Annotated in this window: 17 protein-coding genes; 10 read left to right on the top strand and 7 right to left on the bottom strand. The window is 41.1% G+C overall.

Features of this window, described 5'->3' with window-relative positions; genetic code table 11:
* Positions 1-123: 123 nt before the first annotated feature.
* Positions 124-603 (top strand): VOC family protein, encoded by a 480-nt coding sequence (locus FLL46_RS19855; RefSeq protein ID WP_142933099.1) that lies wholly within the window; start codon positions 124-126, stop codon positions 601-603.
* Positions 604-847: 244 nt separating this feature from the next.
* Positions 848-1,129: a zinc ribbon domain-containing protein gene (locus FLL46_RS19850; RefSeq protein WP_142933098.1), complete on the top strand. Its 282-nt coding sequence runs from the start codon at positions 848-850 to the stop codon at positions 1,127-1,129.
* A gap of 115 nt (positions 1,130-1,244) precedes the next feature.
* Here the strand turns inward: FLL46_RS19850 and FLL46_RS19845 are convergent, their stop codons facing one another.
* On the bottom strand, positions 1,245-3,521 hold the full coding sequence (locus tag FLL46_RS19845; protein ID WP_168204254.1) for a carbohydrate binding family 9 domain-containing protein: 2,277 nt from the start codon (positions 3,519-3,521) through the stop codon (positions 1,245-1,247).
* Positions 3,522-3,770: 249 nt separating this feature from the next.
* Between FLL46_RS19845 and FLL46_RS19840 the strand changes: the two genes are divergently transcribed.
* Positions 3,771-4,529 carry a DUF3667 domain-containing protein gene (locus FLL46_RS19840; protein ID WP_168204253.1) on the top strand — a complete coding sequence of 253 codons (759 nt, stop codon included), beginning with the start codon at positions 3,771-3,773 and terminating at the stop codon, positions 4,527-4,529.
* Here the strand turns inward: FLL46_RS19840 and FLL46_RS19835 are convergent.
* The 3 genes from FLL46_RS19835 to FLL46_RS19825 are packed head-to-tail and all read right to left on the bottom strand — an operon-like array spanning position 4,516 to position 6,626.
* Positions 4,516-4,908, bottom strand: coding sequence for a DoxX-like family protein (locus FLL46_RS19835; RefSeq protein WP_142933095.1), 393 nt, complete (start codon positions 4,906-4,908; stop codon positions 4,516-4,518). The two genes, FLL46_RS19840 and FLL46_RS19835, sit on opposite strands and share 14 nt — an antisense overlap.
* Positions 4,909-4,933: 25 nt before the next feature.
* Positions 4,934-5,407 carry a DUF2269 family protein gene (locus FLL46_RS19830; protein WP_142933094.1) on the bottom strand — a complete coding sequence of 158 codons (474 nt, stop codon included), beginning with the start codon at positions 5,405-5,407 and terminating at the stop codon, positions 4,934-4,936.
* The gene (locus tag FLL46_RS19825; protein WP_246119359.1) at positions 5,400-6,626 is read right to left on the bottom strand and encodes a saccharopine dehydrogenase family protein; all 1,227 of its coding nucleotides are present in this window, start codon (positions 6,624-6,626) and stop codon (positions 5,400-5,402) included. The genes FLL46_RS19830 and FLL46_RS19825 overlap by 8 nt, the downstream gene beginning before the upstream one ends.
* Positions 6,627-6,849: 223 nt before the next feature.
* Here FLL46_RS19825 and FLL46_RS19820 point away from each other — a divergent pair, with 223 nt between their 5' ends.
* Complete coding sequence (locus tag FLL46_RS19820; protein ID WP_142933093.1) at positions 6,850-8,022, top strand: VanZ family protein; 1,173 nt, start codon at positions 6,850-6,852, stop codon at positions 8,020-8,022.
* 152 nt (positions 8,023-8,174) lie between these two features.
* A complete protein-coding gene (locus FLL46_RS19815) occupies positions 8,175-9,542 on the top strand; it encodes an alkaline phosphatase (protein ID WP_142933092.1) in 1,368 nt (455 codons plus the stop codon).
* Between the two features lie 22 nt (positions 9,543-9,564).
* Here the strand turns inward: FLL46_RS19815 and FLL46_RS19810 are convergent, their stop codons facing one another.
* Together FLL46_RS19810 and asnC are read right to left on the bottom strand one after the other, a co-directional pair.
* Positions 9,565-10,218, bottom strand: coding sequence for an SOS response-associated peptidase family protein (locus FLL46_RS19810; RefSeq protein WP_142933091.1), 654 nt, complete (start codon positions 10,216-10,218; stop codon positions 9,565-9,567).
* A 37-nt stretch (positions 10,219-10,255) separates the two neighbouring features.
* Positions 10,256-10,714 (bottom strand): transcriptional regulator AsnC, encoded by a 459-nt coding sequence (asnC, locus tag FLL46_RS19805; protein ID WP_142933090.1) that lies wholly within the window; start codon positions 10,712-10,714, stop codon positions 10,256-10,258.
* 225 nt (positions 10,715-10,939) lie between these two features.
* On the opposite strand from asnC, the gene asnB reads away from it, so the two are divergent.
* From asnB to FLL46_RS19790, 3 genes are all read left to right on the top strand, one after another.
* Positions 10,940-12,637 carry an asparagine synthase B gene (asnB, locus tag FLL46_RS19800; protein WP_142933089.1) on the top strand — a complete coding sequence of 566 codons (1,698 nt, stop codon included), beginning with the start codon at positions 10,940-10,942 and terminating at the stop codon, positions 12,635-12,637.
* A gap of 184 nt (positions 12,638-12,821) precedes the next feature.
* Positions 12,822-13,133, top strand: coding sequence for a LysR family transcriptional regulator (locus tag FLL46_RS19795; RefSeq protein WP_142933088.1), 312 nt, complete (start codon positions 12,822-12,824; stop codon positions 13,131-13,133).
* 357 nt (positions 13,134-13,490) lie between these two features.
* A complete protein-coding gene (locus FLL46_RS19790) occupies positions 13,491-14,885 on the top strand; it encodes a pyridoxal phosphate-dependent decarboxylase family protein (RefSeq protein WP_142933087.1) in 1,395 nt (464 codons plus the stop codon).
* Positions 14,886-14,930: 45 nt separating this feature from the next.
* On the opposite strand, the gene FLL46_RS19785 is transcribed toward FLL46_RS19790, so the two are convergent.
* Positions 14,931-16,445, bottom strand: coding sequence for a winged helix-turn-helix domain-containing protein (locus FLL46_RS19785; protein ID WP_142933086.1), 1,515 nt, complete (start codon positions 16,443-16,445; stop codon positions 14,931-14,933).
* A gap of 188 nt (positions 16,446-16,633) precedes the next feature.
* Between FLL46_RS19785 and FLL46_RS19780 the strand changes: the two genes are divergently transcribed.
* Positions 16,634-17,434: a CPBP family intramembrane glutamic endopeptidase gene (locus FLL46_RS19780; RefSeq protein WP_142933085.1), complete on the top strand. Its 801-nt coding sequence runs from the start codon at positions 16,634-16,636 to the stop codon at positions 17,432-17,434.
* Positions 17,435-17,446: 12 nt separating this feature from the next.
* A complete protein-coding gene (locus FLL46_RS19775) occupies positions 17,447-18,166 on the top strand; it encodes a hypothetical protein (protein ID WP_142933084.1) in 720 nt (239 codons plus the stop codon).
* Positions 18,167-18,262 lie beyond the last annotated feature (96 nt).

Raw genomic sequence — 18,262 nt, 5'->3', positions numbered from 1 at the left:
GAGTATTGGAAGTAAAAATCAGGTTGTCGTTCACCAAAATTGAGTTGAGGAAAGTTCAATTTACTCAATCTAGAGAGCTCAACCGTTTATTTCACTTATTCTCGATTAAAAAGGAGCGTTTTCATGGCTAATCCAATTCCTGAAGGTTTCACCAGCATTACACCACATATCATCATCAATGGTGGTGCCGATATGTTGGAGTTTTATAAATCTGCTTTTAATGCCGAAATTACCATGTGTATGCCTGGCCCTGATGATTTATTGATGCACGCGGAGTTAAAAATAGGTGATGCAATGGTGATGGTGGGTAGTAATCAATGGGGAGAAGAAGGCCCTAAAGCCCCTAATCAACTCGGTGGGAGCAGTTGTTTTATTTGTTTGTATGTTGAGGACACAGATAATGCTTATCAGCAAGCGCTTACCGCTGGGGCGGAAGAAGTGATGCCGCCTGCAGATATGTTTTGGGGTGATCGTTATTGCCAGGTACGCGATCCCTCAGGTCATATTTGGTCAATTGCCACTCATATGGAAGATTTGACTGGCGAAGAAATTGCTCAAAGAGGGGCTGAGTGGTTTGCTTCGATGGGAAATGAGTGCGGTTAAGTTATTACTTAAATGGTGGCCAAAAAAAAGCCGCACATTAAGTGCGGCAAATTAGGGGACTATCAAAAAGTAGCGTTAACAGAGACGGCGTTGGCTTTGATATGTTACAAATAAATTAAAAAAATAGTGAAGACTCTTACTACTGAGCATAAGCAGGTGGGAGTTTTTTAACGTAATGTAATGTCAGAACTCGACGTCATTAATAGAAGTTTAAGCTAACAATTTGATTTTTAAGAGAATAACTATGAGTACCAACGAAGTAAGTAACGATAAACCACGCTGTCAAAGTTGTGGAATGCCCATTTCAGAAAGTTTCGGTAACCTTGGGACCATGGGAGATGGGAGTTTTCACCAGGAATATTGCAGCATTTGTTTTAAGGATGGTGCGTTTGTTCAACCAGAACAGACACTCCAGCAAATGATAGATAGCTCGATAGCAAACATGACCGGTGAACTTGGTATGCCGCAAGAACAAGCTGAACAGTTGGCTAATTCATTTATTCCCACTCTGAAGCGCTGGCAGTAGCGCTCATAGCTCCCTCATCTGAACTCGGCATTTGTACTTCGAATTACGAGTTCAGGTTTAAGTTTGGATGCCTGGCGCCAGGACGAAAACCAGGACTGACAGTTAAAACTGATAGCTAAAGCTGCCAGGCATAACTGAATTTCATAAATAACGAACGGCCTGTTTTCTTGATACTATCAAGGTCATCATCTTGATAGCCCTGATCGGAGTAGCCTGCAAAAAACAGTGTCTGGGGATTTATCTTATAGGAATACAATAGCTGTGTGTTCAGCGATTTTTCTCTGGCATCAACGTCATCCAGATACAGCCCCGGGGTTCTTTTAATATCTAAACCTTGTACCGTAAATCTGAGCAAACTCCGCACATCAATCTGGTAAGTTAATCTGAAATTGAGCACTTTGGCGTCGAAAAGGTCACCATCGGGAACATCGAAATCTAAAATAGTATACTCAAGGCGGGAGGTCCAATGGCGGTTAAACTGCCAGGTTACGTCGGGAGAGATCCTGAAAGATTCCCCAAGCCTCTCATTACTCACATCAACTTCGTCTTGCCATTCAAATTCAGAGCCGATTTTTAGACCCTCTACCGGTTTTAAGAACGAAAAGAAATAGATAAACTGTTCGTCAAAATAATTTCCAGGTGTATTGTCGAATTCGTCACCATCATAATAACGGTCACGTTTCCCGAACCCAAAGCCAGTCTCTGATTGGAGCGCTGCAAATAGCCTGAAATTAAGTTCGCTTTCTTGTTCTAGTTTAAGATTATCGTTGTCGTAAGTAACATCCCAGTCGCCGCCTAGAGTGATTTTATTCCACCAGGTGTTATTGTTTTCGGGAAACCATTTATACCCAAGTCCGATGACGCTTTTGTCATAGTTTACTCGGCTTAGAAAGCCCAGATCTGCGCGAAAATCTTTGCCAAACTCATTGTAGCTCGCGTAAGCCCACCAGTTACGTGACTCATGATCAAAATTAATACTGTAGGCGTCGTCTGAAATATTTTTCACGCTGACTGAGTCATACTCGTCAATGACTACGTCAGCATAGCGGCTGTCAGAGCTCATATACTGGATCTGAATGGAGTTGTTACCGTCAAACCAATATTTGCCGTCAATCGAAGTTACCTGGTTTGAATAATCATCGCCATCGCGATTCGTTACTAAAACGCCGATTGTATTTTTGTTACCCAGGTCATAGGAGTAACGCAGAACCTGGTTTTCACTTTTGGCATTTTCTAATAGCACCAGCTCTGACCCCTGGTTTCCTGGCACTAGAAAGCTGGTGTGTTTGTCGTCAGCCGTGAATACGCCGAAGCTATGTCCGTTATTCTGTCCTGTAACTTTAAGGCCAAAGTCTGGTTCGATAATATCCCGCGTATGAACCAGGCGATTCAGGGTATTAAAATAGTCCGCACCATCCAAAAAGAAAGGGCGTTTCTCTTCGAGAAAAATGGTGAAGGTATTGTTGATATCCAGTTGTGCCGAATCTGCTTCCACTTGAGAAAAGTCGGGGTTAAAGGTCGCATTCAGAATGATATCCTGTGTAATTCCCCAACGAAAATCTAAACCAACTTCGTTGTCGATATCCCCTTCGTCCCATTCCGAAAACGCGTCTTCCCGGCTGTCTGACTGAGCGACAACCAGTGTCGGGGTAAAGCTAAGGTTTTTAGACGGTTTAATATCAGAAAACCCGATTAAGTGGTCAAATTGGCAAACACGGCAAGGAATATTTCGGTTAACCGGTGAGCTGGCGATACGATGGCGAAATTCTCGCGGGTAGAATCTTAATATTTCCATCGGCCAGGTTTGAAAACCTTGCTTTTCGGGGAAACGAAGCGCGCGCAGTGGAATGGCCATTTCAACGATATAACCTGTTTCTGTCACACGACCCGCGCTATCCCAGATGGCATCCCAGTTAGAGTCGTCACCGCGAAAATCTTCCTGGGTGGCGTCTGCCTGAACCCCAAGGGCATTAACAAAAAATTGAAAGGCTTTACGTGATTCTCCAAAAGTATCAAATTTGATACCGACAAAATCGCTACTCCAAACATCATCACGATCAGTCAAATAGTCTCTGATGGCTGATGGATCTGGGTCATGAGCATTAAAGCCGACGAAAAGCGTGTCACCATTTTCGAACAAAAAAACTTCTGTTTTTACCGGTGGTGTAGTGTTTTCACCAGGATCAGTTTCATAATTTAGTTCGATTTTTAGCGCCTGTTGCCATGCCGATTCATTAAGACTGGCATCAACGTTAATGGTTTCCGCGACATGCGGCAGTTGGTAGTTAATCTTTTTTCGCTGAACAGAAGTTTCTGCGGCAGAAATGATGAGCGATTGGAAAAAGCAGGTTGCCAGAATGAAGTATCGAGTTAATTGGTTAATTTTATTCATTTCCATTATTGATTTGTTGGTTTATTCCCTGATCACATCTTTATAACTTTAGCCAACTATCTTAAAAATAGATAGTTTTGTCGCGCGACATTATATTGGGAATTGATTAAAACACAAATCCGAATTGGTCGAGACGATTGATTAAGTAGATATGTTGAAGTTGACGATTAAATAAGCTGTTGGTTGATCAAAATATTTGATAGTCTCAGTGTAAAAGATAAGAATAAAAAATAGAGAGGAATGGGCTCTATGGAAAAAGAATTCATGACCGAGTGCCTTAACTGTGGTTATCTTGCCAGTGGAAATTTCTGTGCAAACTGCGGCCAAAATACTCACACCCAAACGATAACTATGGCCAAATCGATTCGCCATACATTTTCTCAGGTTTTTGATTACGATAGCCGGCTATTTGTGACTATTCGCGAAATGTTAGTTAACCCGGGAAAGGCCAGTTTGAATTATGTTTTGGGAAAGAGAATTCGTTTTATTCATCCGGTCAAATACTTCATCATCACTATGGGGATGAGTTTACTAATCATGCAGTTACTGCAAGCCGAAGGCCGTGTGCCTCAGGCTCAGTTGGTGTTGCCTGATTTTATTAATATACCTGATGATAAAAAACAGCTCATTGCTCAGTGGGTTCTGCGATATAGTCATTTCATTATGTTGGCCTTTGTGCCGGTTTGTGGCTTTTTTCTGGGGCTTTTTTTTGGTAAAAAAAGAACTGCTGGTGAAGTCACTGCATTTTTATTTTACTTGAATGCCAACCTCGCGATAATAACAACCTTTTTGCTCATTACACAGCTTTCGCCGAATAAAATTATTGATACTCTGCAGGGATTGTTTGCAATCGTTTACAGTATTTGGTCTATCCTGGTTTTTTTCCAGAGTTCATTTTTATCGGGAATTTGGAGAGCCGCTTTGGCTTATATTTGTTATGCGGCAATCACTGTATTAGTCATTATTATGGCGATAAAAGGCTACCTGGTTTGGTTTACGACGAATTAGTTTTTAATTGTGCCCGATAAATTAATATCAAAACCAGTATCGGAATATTTTTGGTGATCGGACCAAAAGGATGAAACCAGTAACTCGCGTCAATGATAGTGATTAAAAGCGTAAAAATAATAATGACAAAAATTTGAATATTACAACAAAGCTTGATTGAGCGGTTTGATAACAACCAGACTCCAATAATGAAATCGACGCCACTGCCCGCATATACGAGCAGCCTTGCCGTTGATTCGTCGATACGAATGTTGTGAAATTTAGCACTGATTAAAATGTCGACTCCGGTCTGATAACCCCAAACAAGTGAGGTTAAGGCAGTGAATATCCATAACGATGCCAAGCTGAGTCTAATGAGTGTCAGATGTGAGTAAGACATATTAATTCAGTTATCGAAATCATGATTATGTGACAGCTAATGGTTTAAACACCATCAGCCAGAAAAGTATCAGAATTGCTGTGAAAGCCGGAATGCCCAGGAAAATCCAGCGCTTGAATAACTGTTGAAATTTAAGGGAGCTATCGAGGCGAAAAGATTTCTCTGCAGATAATTTTCTCAATTTGTATTGAATGATAATAACCGGTAGCCAGCATATGCCGATGAAAATAAATAAACTGATAACGGCAGCAAACCAGGGGGAAGTAAAAGAATAACCAAGTAACTCCATTAAATATAAACCGGAAATTAACTGTATCACTACCGCCGGTGCGGTGAATAACCAGTCGGCTAAAACCACATGGCGACAAATAACTCTGATGACTTGCGGCTCCTTTGATTTTACCGCCATTAACATAAAGAAAGCGATCCCACTTCCTGTTCCAGCAACGACCACGGCAGCGATAATATGAATGAGTTTTACTGTCAGGTAGCTATCCACGATTGGCTCCAGTTGGATTGGCTGCGGTGAGAGGGGAAACAGGCTGGGTAATATTCTCACGGATAGTTTTATTATAGATGCCGAGTGGGCCCGCGATGAAATCAAATTCGGTTAGAGAAAATAGATTGAGACAGGGTTTTGCGCCATAGTCTGTGATATCTCCGGCTATCAGTTTGTTAGCCAGAATAATGGAGGGAAAAGTTGGAATAAACGGCCCGATACCGTTTTCTGCAATCAGAGTCCACTGCGTTTGTTGTTGCTGATTGTTGTGGTTGATACCATCAAGCTGAACTCTCATGCCGCCGATATCACTACCGAAGAAATTAAAACCTTGGCTAATTTTGAAAATAAGAGGAGCTAATGGCGCCCAATTCTTCACCCATTTTTTCTTTGCCAGCCATGCCATCATTTCCATGGTGCGATGAAGTAACGCTAATTCGAGGCCGGCCTGAAAACGAACTGTTTTTATCCCGGCATAAAAACCAGGGAAAAGTTCGAGGTCGGGAACGTCTACGTTTGCTAACCAGCGTTTACCGACAGATTCACCGAAGTCGATTTGACGAGAGGACATCCACCCGTAGATCGTTTGCCACTGACCATCAATAAATGATGCAAAAGGATGTCCTGTATAGGATAAAATGCCTGTGAGTGTTGCCATCCCTCTTTCTGCTTTATTGCCAGGCGCAATTGCGATATCAATAGTTTCCAGGGATTTGTATTCCAGTGCTAATTGGCTGATTACCGTTGAGGAGAGGCCTGGTACTGAGCTGGCGCCTGATACGACTAATAGATTTTTGTCTTTCGCTTGTTGATTGAGCTGACCTATGTCACAGACGAAGCGGCGATCATCGGCGAGATCAATGTAATGACAATCAGCATCAATACATGCCTGAGGTACGTGATAATGTTGCCTCTGAAATGGCCCTGCGGTATGGATCAATATATCCGGCGAGACCGCTTTTAAACTGCTCATAAAATCCAGCCCTTCGGTATTTAATTTCAGCGGTATTAATTTTTGATGATCGGTTAGTTCTGAAAGAGACGCACAAGCGGCTTCGGCCTTTGCCTGGTTTCTACCGGCGATATAAATTGTTTTTGTTTTGTGTTGACACAAATGTTGTGCAATACGTTTACCGAAGTTTCCATAGCCTCCAAGGATCACCAAGTTTCGGATATTATCGGACAAAGATTCCACACCGCGAGGAAATTGATAGTGCACGCAAGGATACCCAATGCTTGTCGATATTCCAAGATATCTGAAAATATGCGTCCAAATTGAAATAGCGGTTGGCCGACGGGGGTCTTTAGAGTTAGTATTGTTTTATGTAGGAATTAACCTATTTGTCAACGGAAATTGTTTTTAACTAACTGAGATACGACTGTTTAACCTTAAAAAATGCCAGAGGGTCTTGACTATTAAAGGTTTTGGATAACAAATTATCATGCGTTCGTTGTTATGGATTGTTATTACAATAATTGTTTACGGATCGCTCTATCCGTTTAACTTCGTATGGCCCGATTTTAGTCAGATAGCTTGGCTTGATTGGGGGATCAGTATTGCACACAAAACCACTAACGGTGACGTTTTGAGCAATTTTCTTACCTTTATTCCTCTCGGATATTTTGCTTTTTTCTATGCGCCTTTAGAAAAAACACCAATACGTCGACGTGCGATAGTGATTTTATTTTTGGGATTTGCATTTGCTTATCTTCTTCAAATGGCTCAATTCTTTTTACCCAGCCGCGTTCCGACCGTTGGCGATGCGATGGTTAACTTATGGGGAATTTTAATCGGTATTATTGTCGCGATTATTGTGCAGCAGCAAATGCAATTGAATCCCAGACTTAATCGCGAATGGCACAGCCAATATGTCGTACCTATTATTTTGGTGATGTTTTGGTTTTTGTATCAGTTGTTCCCATTTTTTCCCGACTGGAGCATGATCAGTTTTATCGATAGTATTGCTGCAATCGCCAATTCACCTTATCTAATTTGGTATCAGTGTTTTGCGCAAAGTGTATTCTGGTATTGTTTTCTGACATTAATTAAAGACAATCCTTGGCGACGCCTTAATTACCTGAACACTTTAGGTCTTGTCTTTGTTGTTGTTTTACTAAAACTTCTGATTGCTCATAACGATGTTGATTTTACTTTTATTATTTCAGCGCTAATTGGTGGAGTACTCGCGTTTAAAGTGCCAGATTCAAAACAGCTTGTCGTTATCGTTGCACTCACAGCGATTGCATTAGTGGTTAAAAATTTATTTCCGTGGCATCAAAAAATGTTCGTGTCTAATTTCAATTGGACACCCTTGGGCAGTTATTTGAGTGGCTCTATGTGGGTGAACACCTATAATTTCCTGGAACGATTATTTACGTTTGGATGCTTAGCCCACTTTGCGCAAGCCTATTGGGGAGATAAAATAAAGGCAATTTTAATCGGGTTAGCGATTGTCTCTGGTATTGAAATATGTCAGTTATTTATCTCCGTTGGTCAAGCAGATGTCACTGAACCAATATTATTTCTGGTAATCGCTTACGCATTTAGTCAGCTCGCTAAACCAGAATTTTTGCCCTCCTCTAAGGTTGGTGATGCCGATGATGCTGTTGCCTGATTGATTTTTTACTCTTGTAAATAGCAGCGAAACCGTCTGTCTGGAGGCTTGCGAAGGGCATGTAGATGCAAGTGTTAATAATGCGATGTTAATCAATTGGTGAATTGATATAGAATACCGCTATCTAATTTTGATACTGCAACAAATAATCCATGAAACTCCTGAGTTTTTCTCTGGTTGTCATTTTGTCAGCCTGCGATAGTGCGCCGGTCACGATTGAACCACCAGCTAATTCGCCGACTAATTCATCACCTAAACCAAAGAATATTATTCTGCTGGTTGGTGACGGCATGGGGCCGGCTCATATCAAAGCGTACCGAATGTTTAAAGACAATCCCGAAACTGCTGAAGAAGAAAAATTGGTTTTTGATGATTACCTGGTGGGAAGTTTAAGTACCAATTCTTATGATTCTAAAGAAAACGTGACGGATTCTGCGGCTTCCGCAACCGCCTATGCAACAGGAAAGCGGACGGTAAACGGTGCATTGTCGATTGACAAAAATGGTAATCACTATAAAACGGTTCTGGAACAGGCTAAAAACATTGGCTTGTCTACAGGGTTGGTCGCTACCTCAGAAATTGTACACGCTACACCAGCTGCGTTTGCCAGTCATCAGATTGATAGAGAGCAAAAAAATAATATTGCCGATCAGTATTTTGACAATCAGAAAGATGGCTCACCAATGGTTGATGTAATGCTGGGTGGCGGATTAAATTACTTTGTCCGAAAGGACAGAAACCTGTTGTCTGAGTTTATTCAGGCAGGCTACACAGTGGTCGATAGTAAAAAAGAACTACTCAAAGCTGATAGCGAAAAACTTATTGGTCTATTCGCTAAAGAAGGCTTACCGAAAATGTGGGATCGTGATAGTCACACACCTTCCCTGGCCGAGATGACACAAGTGGCCATTGAGCAGCTTTCAAAAAATCCAAAGGGTTTTTTCCTGGTTGTGGAAGGTAGCCAGATTGACTGGGCTGCCCATGAGAATGATATTGTTGGTGTAATTTCTGAAATGGCGGACTTTGAAGCCGCAATGAAAACGGCCGTGGACTTTGCAAAAGCCGATGGTAATACATTGGTCGTTGCCACCGCCGATCATGAGACCGGTGGATTATCAATTGGCTCCAGGTGGACTGGCGAAGACCGATACCATTGGGATGTAGAGGTTATCCGGTCATTTAAGTATACGCCAGCCAAAATTACAACAGAGGCTCAGCGATCAGGCAATCTTGTTGCTGAATTTCATAAGGCGACTTCACTTAAACTCAATGAAGCAGAAAAGCAATTATTGCGCGAATCCAACTTAAAAAGCTGGGATAAAACACGACGTTTGGTGAGTGAGGTAATTTCTAAAAGGAGTTATACCGGTTGGACGACCTATGGTCATACTGGTGTTGATGTTTTCCTTTACGCGTTGGGACCTGGAAGTGAAAGCTTTCGTGGGCATTTGGACAACACGATAGTTGGGCAGAATATTTTCAAGCTTTTAGAGCAAAAACAGCTTTCGCTAGCAGAATAAACTATCTCGAAGGCATGGCGGCTTAATCGGCTGGAATGATTTCACTTTCGCCGATTTCTTTACCTGGCTCTTTTTTGTCAACGGGCGTGACTCTCAAATCAAATCTGATTTTGGTTTCAAGAGTCGGCAACCAATAATTGGGGTTATGAAAAGAGTCGTCAAGCCAGGGAGTAATTTCTTCCGGCAGCAACATGAGTGGTATCGATTTATCATGAATGTGACAAAGCTTCGGGTGTGGTGGAAGTGTGATGATCGAGCAGGAGTAGTGGGGAGGTTCATCGCCGGCGTGCCACACTTTATATAAACCGCCGAACGCGATTGCTTTATCTACGGGTTCAATTTTGTAGCGGTTGCCTTTCCACTCATAAAAACAACTGGCGGGAATAACACAACGTCTATATGAAAAATCTGCTTGGCGATTAGAAAAAAGTTTATCTTTGCGTGTATTAAATGAACGCCATTGATTGTGATAGGTAAAGCCTGTTTCAGTTCTCTTTTGAAAAAGCCACCAATTAGCTTCAACGCCTGTAGCTTGACCACCTTGACCAATAGAAATGGGAATTCTGGCGTTTGGCCTGATATTCAAGTCACTCTCTATTTCGGTGGAAATATGCAGTGCTTCGAGTAATATTTTGATCAATGAACTATTCTGATTAATGCCGAATGCGCCACACATGTAACCTGCCTCTTATCAAAAGTGAAAAAATTACCAGTTAAAGCTGAATTGTCCGATGAATCGGATTTTGCAGCGATATAAAAGTTTCGGTTGCGCGAATTTTTTCTATTGACTGTATTTTATCGAGTAACAACCACTGCAAATCATCGTTCGAACGACACATAATTTTTGTAAAAACGCTGTATTTACCGGTGGTGTAATAGGCTTCAACCACCTCGTCAATTTGTTTGAGCTGTTTGATGACTTCTGGATAATCTCGCGCGCTACTCAAGCTTATGCCAATAAAACAGCAGACGTCATACCCAAGTTGCTTAGGCTCTACAGATAGTCGGGTTCCGGCAATAATGCCGACGGCTTTCATTTTTTCGATACGAACATGGATAGTCGCAGGGCTCACTTTAAACCGCTTGCCCAATTCGGCATAGGGCGTTCTGGCGTCTTCAATTAATGCATTTAGAATATTTTTATCCAAATTATCGATTTGTTGACTTTGCACGGGTTTAGCCCTCTTTTTTTAACGATTTTGAAAAATACTAACCTAATTTTAAATATTATTCACCTGTTTGGTTGTTTTTGTTTTGTTCTATTCACAAATAGCTTGATTTGGTTAACTATTGTGTAAAGCGTTGGTGTAATTAATCGCTTAAAGCTCTAGCTTATGAAACCCGAGCTTATAAGACCTTAGCTTAAATAGTTAATTGATGTAAAAGGTGAAATAACCATGTGTTCTATTTTCGGTATTTTGGATATTCAGCAAGATCCTCAGGCGCTGCGTAGCCTGGCGCTTGAGCAGTCCAAAAAGCAAAGACACCGAGGACCTGATTGGTCAGGTATCTGGACAAACGATTCTGCTGTGCTGGTCCATGAACGGCTTGCGATAGTTGATATCAATAGTGGTGAACAACCTCTACTCAATGAAGATGGCGACCTGGCACTGCTAGTTAATGGCGAGATATATAACCACAAAGCGCTAGCACAGGCTGAAGTGACTGACTATGCATTTCAAACTGAGTCAGACTGTGAAGTATTGTTAGGGTTATACGCAGAAGATCGTAAGTCAGGTGCCGTTGTGTCCCGACAACAGATCGAACATCGTTTAAATCAATTGGAGGGAATGTTCGCTTTTATCCTGTTTGATGACAAGGAAAAGCGATACCTGGTTGCCCGCGATCCAATTGGTATTATCCCCCTTTATTATGGCTATGATAAACAACGCCAACTGTTTGTTGCCTCGGAGATGAAAACCCTGGTTGATATATGTGAAGAAGTGCATAGTTTTCCTCCGGGGCACTACCTTGACAGCCAGATAGGCGAAATCCGCGCCTATTATCAACCCGATTGGAAAGACTACAGTAATGTCGCAACCCAACCTGCTTCACCTGTCGATATTCGCGAAGCAATGGTCGAATCCGTCAAGAAACATATGATGTCAGATGTGCCTTACGGCGTATTGTTGTCCGGTGGTCTTGATTCGTCGGTAGTTTCTGCAATCGCTCAGTTAAATGCAGCCAAAAGGGTGGAAGATGATCAGAATTCTCCAGCCTGGTGGCCCCAGCTTCATTCATTTGCTGTCGGACTAAAAGGATCGCCAGATTTGAAAGCCGCACAAAAAGTGGCAGAAAAAATCGGTACTATCCATCATGAAATTCATTTTACGGTACAACAAGGACTAGATGCGCTTTCTGATGTGATTTACCACCTGGAAACATACGATGTAACCACGGTGAGGGCATCGACACCTATGTTTTTAATGGCGCGGAAAATTAAATCCATGGGTATCAAGATGGTGTTGTCTGGTGAAGGCGCTGATGAAATATTTGGTGGTTACCTTTACTTTCATAAAGCACCAAATGCGAAAGAGTTCCATGAAGAAACAGTGCGAAAATTAGAACGACTTCATCAATTTGATTGTTTGCGAGCGAATAAATCCATGGCTGCATGGGGAGTTGAAGCAAGAGTCCCATTCCTTGACCGTAAGTTTCTTGATGCTGCAATGAGCATAAGCCCGGAAGCTAAAATGTGTGGTGGCGGTAAAATTGAAAAACATATCCTGCGGGAAGCTTTTGAAGGTTATTTACCAGAAGAGATTTTGTGGCGACAAAAAGAGCAGTTTTCTGATGGCGTGGGTTACTCGTGGATTGATTCGCTTAAGGATTATGCTGAGGCAGAAATTAGCGATCTAGAATTTGAAAGAGCGGCTGTTGATTTTCCGATCAATACGCCGGACACCAAAGAAGGTTTGTTGTATCGAAGACTATTTGCAGCTCGGTTTAACAGTAACAGTGCGGCGGTTACTGTCCCTGGTGGAAAGTCAATTGCTTGTAGTACTAAAGAAGCATTGGCTTGGGATGCAAGTTTTCAAGGTAACTCAGATCCTTCAGGAAGAGCTGTTGCCGGTGTCCATGCGATGGCCATTTAGTTTGTGCCGATTGCAAGCAATAAAAGATTAATAATAATTAAATAAATATATGAGATAAATGAAGGAATAAAAGATAAAAAAAAGGAATAATAAGGAAATAAAATTAATAATAAAAAAGTTGGAGAGCGACACGGCTATGTCCGGGAAAAAAATGGAACGACCAAAAAGAGGTAAATAAAGAGCAATGAAACTTCAACAATTGAGATTTATTTTGGCAATTGCCGATTGTGGGTTGAATATCACGCAGGCTTCGCAAAAGCTTTATACATCCCAACCAGGTGTTAGTAAGCAACTGCGCTTGCTTGAAGAAGAATTAGGCATAGAGATTTTTTCCAGAAATGGTAAGAGTCTGGTTGGTATTACTGCACAAGGCAAAATTGTATTAGAAAAAGCGCAAGAAGTGATGGAAACGGTTAATGAGATAAAGGAATTTTCGAACCAGCTCAGTGCCCGTGCGCACCCACTGCCAATACAAAGATTTGCACCTGGTGCCTGAAAATTTAAATTTAGTTAGCTACTAAATTTCGATTGATGACGTAAACGACGTTTGCGAATGTGTATGCACGCGTGTGGAATATTTTCAATTGATATAGCGTTGCGCACTACTCGATAACAATCGTAATCTTTTGTTTTGTTGATATCTCTAAGTTTTTGGAGAGGGTGTTCGTCTGTTTGATATAAAAGTAACAATCAGTGCTAAATTAAGCAGAATTTAAGCTGACGTTGCTACAATCGAGGTTAGGCCGCACTTTATAATCATCTGTTTTGTCCAATTGGTTGTGATCTGTATCTGTTTTAACTGAATTTATATCCCATAATTAATTGTGATATTCAGGTAAGACAGGATTAAGCGATGATACCTCGTAAGACTGACTGGCAAGAGCTTGAGAATTTTCTAGCAACTTTTTCGTTATTGACCAAAAATTTTTTTCATGATTTGGATGAGCGAGCCGTTGCGATTACTCACGCGAAACTCCCTGATTTACCAATGTCGACTAATGGGCTCGATTTTCAATCTGCACTTGAGGTACTTTGTGACCACGTGATTCCGCAGTTATCTGCCAGCAGAGGTCCACGGTATTGGGGATTTGTTACTGGTGGTGCAACGCCCGTTGCAACTTTTGCTGATTGGTTGGTCAGCACTTTCGATCAAAACCTCTCTTCATCGGGCGACTCTGTTGCAACGCAGGTGGAAAAACAAACCATTCGCTGGCTTTGCCAATTATTCGATTTGCCTGAGAGTTTTTCTGGAATAGTAACAACCGGCGCTACAGCCTCAAATTTTTTAGGCGCGTTATGTTCACGACAGTTTGCGGGGCAAAAACAAGGAATCGATGTTGCTAAAGAAGGTGTCGCCGGTCTGTCAGTTGAAATCTTTTCAACGACACCTCACGCTAGTATGTTAAAAACGCTTGGTATGGCTGGGTTAGGCCAAAATTGTGTTACCAAGGTAAAGTCTTTACCTAATTCGGAACAAATGGATGTGATAGATCTGGATAACAAACTATCCGAGTCAACAGTCAAAGCGAAAGTTATCATAGCCAGCGCGGGTACAGTAACCGGTACAGACTTTGATGATTTGGAGAGCATTAGTGAGCTTGGCGAGCAATACCAATGCTGGCTGCATGTGGATGCCGCGTTTGGCATATTTGAACGGTTGATTGGCGGAGAAAAAACGAGAGGATTAGAGCGTGCAAACTCGATTACGCTCGACTGCCACAAATGGCTAAATGTTCCTTATGATTGTGGTGTATTTTTGACACGCAATTTAGACATGTTGTTTAACTCGTTGAATGTTCCGGCGCCATATTTACAAACGAACCAGACTGACCCTGATTTTTTGTCCCTTGGTGTTGAAAATTCTCGGCGGTTTCGCGCGCTTCCAGTGTGGCTGAGTTTATTAACCTATGGAAAAAAAGGCATTGCTGACTGGGTCAACAGGAACGTAAAATTAGCAAAATTTTTTGCGAAAGAAATTAACAAATCTCAAGATTACGAATTACTTCATGACTGCCAGTTGAATGTTGTTTTATTTCGGCCAAATTGCGAAGGGCTATCTGATATTGAAGCGACTCAAAAAACAAAAAAGTTTCTCAAGGCAATTAATTTGGACGGTCGCGTTTTCCTTAGCCCTGGACTATGGCAGGGTAAACAATGTATTCGCGCGGCATTAAGCAACTGGGAAACTCAAACCAGTGATGTAGATATTGTTATGCAATGCTTAACGGATGTTGCGAACAATTTCTGATCACGCTTTTTGGAAAATTCGATACATATTCAGTCTTAATGAGTATTAAAAACTGCTCTGGTTTTTGACCTCTACCAACCAATGCTCAGCAAGTTTAATGGTATCACCTAGATGCCTTTCTTCTGCAAGTTCTAATGCCTCTCTGAAAAAACTTTTTGCCTTTACGAACTCTTTGGAATGAAAAGCGAGCTCACCTAAATCGATGAGAGTATTTGAACGACCGAATGGACACTGAATAGCGCTATGGGAAGAAAGGGCCTCGTTAAATTCGTTTTCTGCCATATCATAACGTTGCTGAGCTAAGTAAATTTTACCTGATACTCTGGAAATATTTGCAATATACAAAAAATCATTAACCGCTTTCGCTTTTCGTTTTGCCTCTTCTAACACTATTAATGCCTGTTCATATTTGTTTTGCTGGGTGATACTTAAAGCATTCCAAAACATTATTCTCACCAGTTCCAGCTCATTTGGGTTTTTCGCGATACGTCGCATACCTTCTGAGCTTACTTGCTCTGCTTCTTCAAATTCGCCGGTATGGTTAAGAACTTGGGAGAGCAGTTTATATGCGGTCCAGTTGTTAGGCTCGGTAACCAGAACTGCTTTGAGCAAGGTCGCGGCTTTACTGAAGTTTTTAAGTTGAAGTTGATCCATCGCTTTGGCAACCAATTCATTTGCAAAGTCGTTCTGATAATTATTACTTTGTGATTTTTTTTGAATGCCTGTAAAGCTTAATATTCGGTCATCGAGATCAACAAACAAGGATTCAACATTTTCAGAAAACAACGCACCTCGCCTGGTTTCAGCTTTTCTGTGCAAGCTATACACCAATTGGTAGTCTCTTGTTGAACCTGAAAGGGATTGCTCAATAATAAGCTCTGCACCTGACACTTCAAAAATTCTGGAAATACCATTAGTATCCAATGAGTCTGTATCAACTTGAGCTCGCTTGATGATTTCTAGTACATCCTCGGTTTGCAAAACAGAAAGCTTCATTTGCGGCTTTAAGCGTTTAATGAGCAAATCCATACCGCCATATTTGAGCCATGAATGATCTGCATCTTCAATATGGTTTTTCACTGGTAAAACAATAATAGAGCCGAAAGAATCCAAGGGCTCAATATCAATGAGTGAGCGATAGAAAACTGCAGCAAACAGAAACGCTGTCATTGCAACAAGGTACTTAAGCCAAGTAAGGTTTTTTGTCTTCTCAATAAATGTCTTAGGACCGGGATTTAAATCAGGAGCTGCTGTAAAGCATTCTTTGATGTTCGCTGTAACTGAATAACCTTTTCTCGGGTGTGTTTTTATAATAGAAGAGTCATCAAAAATCTTACGGAGTTCAGTTATCGATTGAAAAACGACATGTTCTTCTACAATCGCATCACTCCATACTTGCTGAAGTAAGTCATGCTTACTAACAATTTCACCATTAGCTTTCAGCAATACCGCAAGTAGATCGGCCGTTTTAGGCCTTACTTTAAAAATCTCATTTTTTCGGTGAACTTCATTTTTTTGAGGGTAAAAAAATAACTCATCTATTCGATAGTAACGTGACATTTTTATACTTTTAACTATTTATTTATGGTCTAGAGCAAACAAATTGTCGACATTTAGCTACATTGTGATTTTAGTGCAAGTCGTTGTTATGTAAGTAATTATAGAAAATTATAGAAATCTATAATGCGTGATATGGGGCGTATGGTGACATTATAGCGCTAAATCACACAGAACAGGTAACGATCAAATTGAATACGTTAAAACAATATATGGAAGAGTGTCCAGCGACGCTTACAATCACCATGACATTCTTGTCAGTCGCGTTATTATTTCTAGCTAAAATATTTGAGCCAGATCCAGTACCGCTATTTAACTTACCAAGATTATTTTTGCTTGCAGGAATTTCTGCCGCGGTATTCAAAATCCTTAAACACTGTAATTGGACAGAATCCGCAGGGTTAACCAAGCCTCTATCTTCGTGGCACCCTAGATGGTTTCTAGCCACAATTCCATTACAGCTAATTGCTTTCTTGAGTTTTACCAGTGTTAACTGGACAGAAATACAGTTTTCAACACATGCCGTTTCTGCCTGGATTTTGTCTAATTTCGCCACTGGTTTTTTTGAAGAAGTGCTCATGCGCGGCCTTTGTTTTTATATACTAGTTAAGGCTTGGGGCGCTACCAAAAAAGGGGTTTTTCTTGCTGCAATTTTTCAAGCGGTCATATTTGGTCTGGCTCACCTTGGCAACCTTTATAACATGCCCGCACTCGACGTTTTTGCACAAGTCGTTTTTGCAACCTTAATAGGGGTTGGTTTTGCTGGTCTGGTTTACTTAACAAAGTCATTATGGCCTGCCATTATCGTGCATAGCTTAATCAACGCCATTGGAACGATTAATGACTACCTGGTGCCCGGTACTGGCGAATTTCAAAGCCCTGGTTTGGCGGGCTATATCGTTATCATTGTCATCTTTTTCGTACTATCCACAATTCCTGGTTTGCTTTATATAAAGTCGAGCAAGCCCTATTTTTCGCAAGCACACGATTAAGCGGTGATGAACATGACAGTAGATAAAGTACTCCTGATTTTCCTGCTTTTTTGCCCAGTTGCTGCATCAAGTGAGAAGTCTTCAACAAATACCGCTCAAGCGGCTTATAAGCTAGCTTTAAATAAAATTGTCACTGGTTGGCAGCCTTTGTTAAAAGGGCAATCTATTTCCTTCTTAGAAGTTAGTGAAGAAGAAAGTGGCGATAAACAGTCAATTGCTAAATTAATCAAATTAGATACCAACGGTGAAGAAATCGTCAAGCCAATGGTTGGCACCAACAATCAAGAGGAAGATGAATTCAATTGGGAAACTAGTGTATTAGTTAATCCAGCAAGGTTTCCTGCTAACGCCAAACTCATTAGAGAAACTGAAACTACGTGGGTATTTAGCATTCCAAGTTTAGTTAAGGCAAACATTGACGATGCTACAGGAGATGTCGACAGTAATAGAATCAACAAACAGTTGACGTCCGCATTGGTTTCGGAGCTAACTGTATCCAAACAATCCCCTCGTTTCATATCATTAAAAACATACTCTAAGCGACGTTTTAAACCAGCTCCTTTGGTTGAAGTTAGTAAGTTCAATGTCAGAATCGAATACACCCAGGCATGGCAAAATGGTCCGTGGGTTACTGAGTCAATTTCAAGAACATTAAAAGGAAAATATGCAATTTTTGTTAGCGTAAACGAATTTTCTCTTAAAACATATCGCTCGTTTCACCTTGTTAATTAACACCTGAGTACTAATAAAACTTATGAAAAACATCAATAAAAGAAGCTTGGTTACCTTATTGGTTATGTCGACGTTTGTGATTATAACCGTTACATC

Origin of the sequence: Aliikangiella coralliicola (genome assembly GCF_007004725.1) — a bacterium.
Taxonomy (GTDB): domain Bacteria; phylum Pseudomonadota; class Gammaproteobacteria; order Enterobacterales; family Kangiellaceae; genus Aliikangiella; species Aliikangiella coralliicola.
The sequence above is the reverse complement of the archived record's forward strand: the minus strand, read 5'-3'. Positions and strand labels throughout refer to the sequence as shown.

Coding starts and splice junctions, on each gene's coding strand:
- FLL46_RS19775 (WP_142933084.1), top strand. CDS start 17,447: ATGACAGTAGATAAAGTACTCCTGATTTTCCTGCTTTTTTGCCCAGTT.
- FLL46_RS19840 (WP_168204253.1), top strand. CDS start 3,771: ATGGAAAAAGAATTCATGACCGAGTGCCTTAACTGTGGTTATCTTGCC.
- FLL46_RS19835 (WP_142933095.1), bottom strand. CDS start 4,908: ATGTCTTACTCACATCTGACACTCATTAGACTCAGCTTGGCATCGTTA.
- FLL46_RS19820 (WP_142933093.1), top strand. CDS start 6,850: ATGCGTTCGTTGTTATGGATTGTTATTACAATAATTGTTTACGGATCG.
- FLL46_RS19795 (WP_142933088.1), top strand. CDS start 12,822: ATGAAACTTCAACAATTGAGATTTATTTTGGCAATTGCCGATTGTGGG.
- FLL46_RS19850 (WP_142933098.1), top strand. CDS start 848: ATGAGTACCAACGAAGTAAGTAACGATAAACCACGCTGTCAAAGTTGT.
- FLL46_RS19855 (WP_142933099.1), top strand. CDS start 124: ATGGCTAATCCAATTCCTGAAGGTTTCACCAGCATTACACCACATATC.
- FLL46_RS19785 (WP_142933086.1), bottom strand. CDS start 16,445: ATGTCACGTTACTATCGAATAGATGAGTTATTTTTTTACCCTCAAAAA.
- FLL46_RS19790 (WP_142933087.1), top strand. CDS start 13,491: ATGATACCTCGTAAGACTGACTGGCAAGAGCTTGAGAATTTTCTAGCA.
- FLL46_RS19810 (WP_142933091.1), bottom strand. CDS start 10,218: ATGTGTGGCGCATTCGGCATTAATCAGAATAGTTCATTGATCAAAATA.
- asnB (WP_142933089.1), top strand. CDS start 10,940: ATGTGTTCTATTTTCGGTATTTTGGATATTCAGCAAGATCCTCAGGCG.
- FLL46_RS19845 (WP_168204254.1), bottom strand. CDS start 3,521: ATGAATAAAATTAACCAATTAACTCGATACTTCATTCTGGCAACCTGC.
- FLL46_RS19815 (WP_142933092.1), top strand. CDS start 8,175: ATGAAACTCCTGAGTTTTTCTCTGGTTGTCATTTTGTCAGCCTGCGAT.